At 45.6% G+C, this 2,107-nt stretch carries 1 protein-coding gene and 1 pseudogene; both read left to right on the top strand.

What is annotated here, in order from left to right:
* The coding region (locus tag BP74_RS21590) for an HYR-like domain-containing protein (protein ID WP_496377634.1) at nucleotides 1-871 on the top strand (871 nt) is incomplete at its 5' end.
* A 214-nt stretch (nucleotides 872-1,085) separates the two neighbouring features.
* A pseudogene (locus BP74_RS21585) lies at nucleotides 1,086-2,107 on the top strand (gliding motility-associated C-terminal domain-containing protein); the annotation flags it as partial.

Genomic DNA, 2,107 nt, shown 5'->3' with positions numbered 1-2,107 from the left:
CAACTGTAACGGTACGATGGTGTATACATTTACGTATAAGGACTGTGCAGGTCACTCACATGACTGGACATACACCTATACGATCGATGTTCCAGCTGTGACACTGCCTGCAGCAGGTTCCTCTACGGTGGCATGTCCTGCTGATGCAGTAGCGCCAACTGTACCTGCGGTAACTGACAACTGCGGCAGAACACTGACGCCATCAGCTCCTGTGGTGAGTGCTGATCCTGCATGTGCTGGTACGAAGACCTACACCTATACGTTCACAGCTTGCGATGGCAAGACCTATGACTGGGTGTTTACCTATACGATCAAACCGATAGCTCCGCAAATAACTTCCTGCCCGGCTAATGTTATAAGTTGTCAAACTGAAGCTGGTACATATGTTATACCTACGTTAACAGCTACTGATAATTGTGGGAAGCCGATAACCATTACCTATGACATCACTGGCGCTACTGTCCGTAATGGAACAGGGGATGCCAGTGGAGCCTTTGGAGTGGGTACATCAATTATAGTATGGACTGTTACCAATGGTTGCGCAACCACTACTTGTACTACAACAGTAACCATTAATCCATTACCTGCACCAACTATTACACCTAGCCAGGATCCGGTTTGTGCTAATACAGGAACCGTGACTTACAGTACTCCTCAGGTAGGCTGTAATACCTATAGCTGGACAATATCTGGTGGTGGAACTATTATCGGATCAAGTACTGGTAATTCTATAGTGGTTCAGTGGACGACAGCAGGGGTGAAGACGGTAACGGTTACTGAGACAATGTGCGGAACTGGTTGTACGAAGACTGTTAGTAAGGACTTTACAGTTAATCCAAAACCAATAACAACACCAATTACGCATGATTGATGTAAACGATAGAAGATGTAAGCATTGGTATAATAAACTACCTGATCTAAAAAACGAGCAGGTAGTTTATCAATTTTATTATTTGTTAGAAAAACATTGAAAAAAGGTATCTGACTAAGATGCCAATTTTATGGGTAAACGCTTATTATACATATCTGTTTTAGCAATTACGTTTCTGTTTTGCGCTTTACACAGCGCGGCGCAGGTGTCGTCTATGCCAGATAACGTATGTGTAGGTGTTACAAAAACTTACCAGGTAAATGACCCTACCGTTCCTTCAACTTATACCTGGACAATCGATGGGGTAACACAGTCAAGTACCACTAATAAGTTGACAGTAACCTGGACAACGCCGGGAACTTATCTTATCACTGTACAGGAGCATTCTGCGGATGGATGTGATGGGGATTTGCAGTCGGGATATGTATTCGTACATCCTCCAAGTAGTAAAAACATTGATACGACAGTATGTGAATTGAAATTTCCTTTTAACTGGAATGGGCAGCAAATTAGTTCTGCAGGCCAGTTTAGTGCATCATTTAAAAATATTTGGGGTTGTGATAGCATAGTGATGCTAAATGTGACACTCACTTCACAGATCAAACCCACTCTTGCACCAATTGGCCCACTTTGTCAGAACAGTACTGCTCCTATACTGCCAACGACATCCACCAATGGCATTACAGGAACATGGTCTCCAGCAACGATCAGCACAGCCACACAAGGTTCAACGACGTACACCTTTACGCCGGATGACGGCCAGTGCGCCACGCCAGCTACCATAGATGTAGTAATCACCGACCAGGTAACGCCGACGCTGGCACCAATAGGGCCTTTGTGTCAGAACAGTAGTGCACCTACACTTCCAACGACATCTACCAATAATATTACTGGTACATGGAGCCCATCTAGTGTGAACACTTCAACTGTAGGCACTACGACCTATACCTTTACACCTGATGCAGGCCAGTGTGCCAATGCGGTGACAATGGATATTGTGATCACCGCTCAGCTGGCCCCGACATTCACCCAGGTAGGGCCTCTGTGTGAGAATAGTAGTGGGCCAACTCTGCCACTAACATCTCTCAATGGTATAACAGGAACGTGGTCACCTGCAGCGATCAATACATCCACACTGGGTACGACGACCTACACCTTTACCCCTGATGCGAATCAGTGTGCTAATACAGCTACACTGACCGTGACGGTGACACCGAAGCAGACACCGACGTTTGC

Source organism: Flavisolibacter ginsengiterrae DSM 18136 (genome assembly GCF_059568575.1).
This window is presented reverse-complemented; position numbering and strand designations above follow the sequence as displayed.